The 6,000-nt window shown below is 70.6% G+C and carries 3 pseudogenes; 1 reads left to right on the plus strand and 2 read right to left on the minus strand.

The window, feature by feature from the left end:
* Positions 1 to 228 precede the first annotated feature (228 nt).
* Positions 229 to 4,776, minus strand: a pseudogene (gene mobF, locus J4030_RS17740) (MobF family relaxase).
* A gap of 323 nt (positions 4,777 to 5,099) precedes the next feature.
* On the opposite strand from mobF, the pseudogene J4030_RS17745 reads away from it, so the two are divergent.
* A pseudogene (locus J4030_RS17745) lies at positions 5,100 to 5,246 on the plus strand (IS3 family transposase); the annotation flags it as partial.
* Between the two features lie 170 nt (positions 5,247 to 5,416).
* Here the strand turns inward: J4030_RS17745 and J4030_RS01475 are convergent.
* Positions 5,417 to 6,000 (minus strand): annotated as a pseudogene (locus J4030_RS01475) (carboxypeptidase regulatory-like domain-containing protein); the annotation flags it as partial.

Below are 6,000 nucleotides of genomic sequence, written 5' to 3' on the forward strand. Positions count from 1 at the left end.
GATCGGGGCGTTCTGTCACTGCCCTTGCGGGCATAACTGGGGCATAACGGGCGCCCGCCACGAGCCGCTCCTGTCCGCGGCGACTGGCCGATGTCGCTGCGATGCAGCAGCTCGGCATGGAGCATTCGGCCTGGGAGCGGCGATCGCCGGGGACCAGCTGGTCCAGTTGCCCGGGGGCCAGCAGGTGCGCGCGCAGCACCAGGAGCTGGACGGCGAGGACTGCGCTGGTCAACGGCGGGGACCGACCGACCGGTCGGGCGAGGTCGGGCTGATCGACCGCCGCTCTTGCGCGGCGCCGGTCAGGGTCGGACCGATGGGCGGACGGGTGTCGATCTGGACGTCGAGCATGGTGACGAGGCGGTCGCGCAGATCCCGGGCCGGAGGCGCTGCCAACCGGCGTTCGGCGACCACTGGCGGGAGCTGGTCGGCGGACAGGTCCGGCAAGAGTGTCTGCGCTGCATCGGCAGGCACGGGGACGTGGTGCCAGGGGCACACCCCCACGACCGGGTAGGCGTCGCAGGGCTCGTCGGGGACGGGGTCCATCGCGACCGACAGTCGCCAGACCAACCTCTGGCAGGGGTCGTCACCGGGGTCGGTCAGCTGCGCCGCCTCGCCTCGGAACAGGTCCTGCACCGACCATCCGCGTGCCAGTGCGTGGTCGACGGTGGTGACCAGGGTGGGCCACCAGGGGCTGGCCTGCAGCTGTGCGGCACGGTCTTGGCCCAGCAGTTGCAGCACCCTCGGCGTCCATGCAGCGCGCAGGCCCCCGTCCTGTCCTGCGTGGTCGATCTGCTGCACGACGGCGGGCGGCAGGTGACGACGGAGGCGCCACCAGAGTGCGGCGGCGGTGTGATCGTCGGGAAGGGTCCCGGTCGCGCGGGCTCGCCGCAGCATGCCGGGCGCGTCGACGCCCGAGCGGGCCATCGCCGCGAGCCGTCCGGCCAAGACCGGCGCGAACGGGTCGCGGCCGGTGGCCCGGACGGTCGTGCCGGTGGCTGCGGCAATCACCGGGCCCCACTCCTCCATGGCGGGGGCACGGTCACCGATCAGCCGCTCCGTCAGCTGGCGCTGCCAAATCGCGGGCGCCTTCTGCAGCTGGGCGCGCCCGGTGGGGCGCCAGTCGGCGTCGTCGACGAGCGTCGCGGCCCGCCACACGGCGATATCGCCGAGCACCGGATCGGCGGGCCGGCCGCTGGGCGCCCAGCCCGGTGTCGCACCGGCGACCGCCTGCTCACGCACCGTGATGGCCAGGTCGGTGACCTTCGCCGCCCGCTGTACGAGGTAGGACCCCCACGTGTCGTTGCCGGCCAGGGATGCGGGCACACCGGGCAACCACGGCAACGGGCCGTGGCCGCCGCCGCGCAGGCCGGTGTCGTCAAGGCGCCAGTCCAGCACCGCGGCGGTGTCGCCGGCGGTGTCGAGCTCACGCGACTCGGCGGCGGCCCGCAGCTTTACGGTGGGGTCCACGCCGTGTGCACCGGTCAGGATCAGGTGGGCCCGCAACGCCGGCCAGGCGGGCTGCTGCGTGACCTCGGGAACGACACGTTCGGCGTCTGCTTCGAGTCTGGCGACCTGCTCCGGGCCGAGCTCATGCTCGGCCGCGACGTACAAGGCGTCCAGGTACCGCTGTGCCGCCTGACCGAGCAAGGTGGCCGGCACGGCCTGCTCGCGCAGCATCGTGGTCGCCGAACGGGGCGCGTCGTCGCGGGCCAGGATCTGCTCAAGCAGGCCGGTGGGGGTCGGCGGGTGGGTCATCTCCGGGCGGATCACGCTGTGCGGGTCGCCGTCACCGACGACCTCCGGGTACACGTGGTTGCCCTGCTTGCCGCGGGTCAGCATCGTGTACAGCGCCTGGCGGGATTCGTCCCCGTTGGCCAGGCCGTGCATGGTGTCCACCGACACGCCCTGGGCGGTGTGGATCGTTGTCGCGTAGCCCAGTTCGGTGTGGCGGTGAACGTAGTCCGCCGGGAGGGTGAGCAGCCGACCGCTTCGCGTGTGCTGGACCCTCACAGCCCTCTCGTCGATGGCCCGCACGGTCCAACGGTCGCCGTTCTTCACCCAGTCGGTCGAGGAGGACCGCAGCCGGCGGTCGTTGGACCGGGTGATGACCAGGTCGCCCACACCGGCCAGGTTTCCGTCCGCGAGGCACACTGTCCGCGCCTCGTCGCACCGGCTGCTGCCGGGGTCGGCACTTTCCACCCGGTGCGCGCGAGCTCGCTGGTTGAGGTCGCTGACCAGCTGCCGGGTCGGTGCCAGCATGATCGAGTCCAGGCCCTGGGCGCGGTCGGTCTGCCAGGCGCCGAACACGTCCTCGGTCATCGTCGCCAGGTCGCCGACGTGGACCCGGGCCCGGTCCAGGTAGAACCCGAGCGCCTCGGGCCGACCCTCGCGCAGCGCGAGGGTGGCGGCGCCCTCCGCGGGGTCGGCGAACCGGACCAGTTCGGTGAGCCGGCAGGCCCCGTGGGTGGACTGGATGTCGCGCAGCACGCCGCCGGCGCCGATCGCGGCCAGCTGCTGATCGTCGCCGATCAACCGGACGCTGCCGCCTCGATCCAGGACGAACTGCACCGCCAGATCCAAGGAGATCGTGTCGGCCATGCCGGCTTCGTCGATCACGACCAGCGTCCCGGGGCCGATGTCGGTCACGCAGACCCGCCACGGCGCGAGCGGTGCCCCGGCTGCGACCTGTGCCGCACCCTCGGGGGCGTACCAGGAGCGCGCCCGCGGGTCCCAGCGTGCACCGGCCGCCGTGGCGGTGTCCTTCTCGTTGACGGGGACGTCGATCCAGGTGCGGGCATTCGGGTCGCGGTTGGAAATTTCGTGGACGAGCTTGGCGAGGGTGTCGGTGGTGGTGTCGATCTGGGACCGCAGCGCGGCGGCGGCCGCGGCCGAGGGGGCCAGTCCCAGTACCTGCCCGCCGCCTTCGGCTCACGCCCCGGACAGGGCCCGCATCGCGGTGGTCTTGCCGGACCCGGCCGGCGCGATCGCAAGCTGGAGGCGGGCGCCGGACGTGGCCATGGCCCGTATCAGGCAGATCTGTCCGGAGTTGAGGGGGACACCGTTAGCCGCCGATTCCATCAGCGCCAGCTCGACCGCCATCTCGTCCACGACCAGGCCGTCGGTGCGGCCCGCCACCTCGACCAGACGCTGCTCGGCGGCCATCACCGTCGCGGACGTGAACAAGTCCGCACCGGCCACGGTGTACATCGACGAACCGTCCTGGCGCCGCAGCTCTTTCGGTTCGGCGATGTCGTTCTCAGGGCGACCGATCGGCACCGACATTTCGAGGGCACGGGCCACCACCTGGTCGACCAGGCCTGGCCTGAGCAGGTGAGAGGCGCCCGCGCCGCGGGTCCGTCGTTCGGCCTCGGCACGGACATGCCAGACCTGCCACACCGACCGCCGGTTCTCCATCTGAGTCAGGACCGCCTGGGCGGTGGTGTCGATGTCGACCCGAACGAACCGGTCTACGGGGCTGGGCCCGTGCGAGGCCATCGTCTGGGCGAGCATGGCGTGGATTCCGTGGTCACCGTCGAGCACCTCGCGGGCCTGTTCCCGCCAGGTCGCGCGCTGCTCGGCCAGCGCCCGTGGTTCGTGCTTGGCGTCGCGGGTTTCCAGGGTTGCCTGCTGGGCCAGGTGGATCGCTTCGATCGGGGTCGGTGGCCGGCCGTGGGTGCGCTGAAACCGCGTGACCAGGGTGCTGCGCCGTTCCTCGATGCTCACCCGACGGGCGGACCAGCGGTGGTTCAACCTCGGGTCGACGCCCACGACTTCGCGGATCGGACGTGTGCGTGGGTCGGTGTCGTCTCGTGCCTCGAAGCGCAGCCCGAGATCCGCGTTCAGGTGCCGTTCGAGCGCGCTGTTGTATGTCTCGGACGCGGCGACCGTGGCCTTGAACAACACGCGCCCGTCGACCGCCAGCCACTTGCCGTCGAGGGTCTGCACCTTGTTCGCGACGGCGACGTGGGTGTGCAGATCGGGGTCACCGGCCCGACTGTCTCGGTGCGTGAACGCCGTGGCAACCAGGCCGCGCACGTCGACCTGACGGACCCCGTTGGCGCCCTCCCGGGAGTACAGGGCGTGCCGCTCGACGAACCCCAGCGCGTCGCTGATGGCCGCGTGATGGGCCCGTTCGATCCGGGCAGCGGTCGATGGGTCGGCGATCGCCCACAGCGTCGAGACCGACTTCACCGGGCTGAACGTGAGGTCGAAACCCGCCACCGCCTGCGTCTTGGGGCGCGAGTGCGTGGCGATGGTTGCGGACAGCTCGCGGGCGTCATCGGGATCGCGGCCGTGCTCGGCGCGGAAGAACTCCCGGGCGACCTCGGTGCGGACGCGGGCGCGGTCCTCGGCCGAGACTGGGTACTCACCAGGGACGCCCGCGGCTTTGTTGGGTGACCTCAAGCGCTTCGCGACCTCGAGCCGGTACGCGGAGACGTCGTGCTCGTACACCTTGAACGGCACTCCCAACCGGGTCACCGCGCGGTAGTCCTCGGCACTCACTCCCTGACCCTGGAAGCTCTCGCGCCGTGCGTGGGCCAGCGGGTGGTGCCCGGAACCGAACAACGCCTGCATCTGCTCGGCGGTGACGATGTCGCCGGCGGCGAGCCCCTCGATGCCGGTGATCCCAGACCCAACCCACTCCCCAGGTGTCTCACCCTTCTCGCTGTAGTACGACGCGAGCCCGGTGTGGCCCTTGTCGGTGGCGTCCAAGGCCGCGACTTGACGGGTCAGATAGTCGTACCCCGACCCCGCGGTCAGCTTGTGGATGCTCATCGTCACACCCCCCTGAGGCGCCAGCGGGCGTCCCTGCGGACTGTGACCGACACATCAACGACCGGGAATGCAAGAGGTGTGTGGTGCTTCGTCCTTCGCGTTGCGCGGGGAGGTACGGACTACGCGAGCGTGGCGAGGCGCCGTCCGCTGTCGAGATGCAGCGAACATTGTCACCGACTGAAGCGCGCCAGGTCTCGTGGAGGCTCGGTTAGTTGGATCCGACCTCGGTGGGGATCGGGTTCGGACGGTGGTGCTCGTCGGGCTGTGAGGCCTAGTGGGTGGCCCCGAGCTCGGCGGGTGGGAGGAGTCCGATTTTGCCGCAGAGGCGTCGGTGGTTGAAGCAGCCGATCGCTATCGTGACCCGGATCGAACGCACCTCCCACCGACGCCGCCGGCAAGACCGCCTTAGCCGATTCACGCCCATCGAATACGAGACCACCATGACCACGCCTGCCGACCAGGCTGCGTGACTAGGAACTGTCACCCGTGCGTGCGGCAGTCCCCACCGCGCGAGGGCAGCGCAATTGGCGAGCACGCGAGGGCGCGACTGCTGCGGCCGAGGAAGAGCAGCACCCCACGACGCTCGATCCCGCGGGCGTGCGTCCGAGCACGAGCAGGGAATGTAAAACTCCGGCCAGTTTTAACGAGGGACAGAACTGGTGAGGGTGCTCTCGCGATACGCGGTTGTGTATCCGGTTTCGGTGCCGGTGACTCGTACCTTCATTCGGTAGCCACGGTCACTGGCTGTTGCCTTATAGGTGGACGCTTTTGCACCGGAGATGGGCGTCGCTGCGCCAGCGGAGGAAACCCGGTACCACTGGTAGGTCAGGCTCACCGGCGCCGGTCCCCAGGCGCCGGGCGTTGCGGTCAACGTGTAACCGACCTTCACTGACCCGGACACCTTCGGCGTCACCGGGACGAGCGTGCCGTAGGCCACCGCGCTGGTGAGGGCGCTCTCGCGGTCCGCGGTGGTGTACCCGGACTCACTACCTGTCACCGCGACCTTCAACCGGTAGCCACGGTCACTGGCTGTTGCCTTATAGGTGGACGCTTTGGCACCGGAGATGGGCGTCACTGCGCCAGCGGAGGAAACCCGGTACCACTGGTAGGTCAGGCTCACCGGCGCCGGTCCCCAGGCGCCGGGCGTTGCGGTCAACGTGTAACCGACCTTCACTGACCCGGACACCTTCGGCGTCACCGGGACGAGCGTGCCGTAGGCCACCG

This window comes from Allobranchiibius sp. CTAmp26 (assembly GCF_017565405.1).
GTDB lineage: Bacteria > Actinomycetota > Actinomycetes > Actinomycetales > Dermatophilaceae > Allobranchiibius.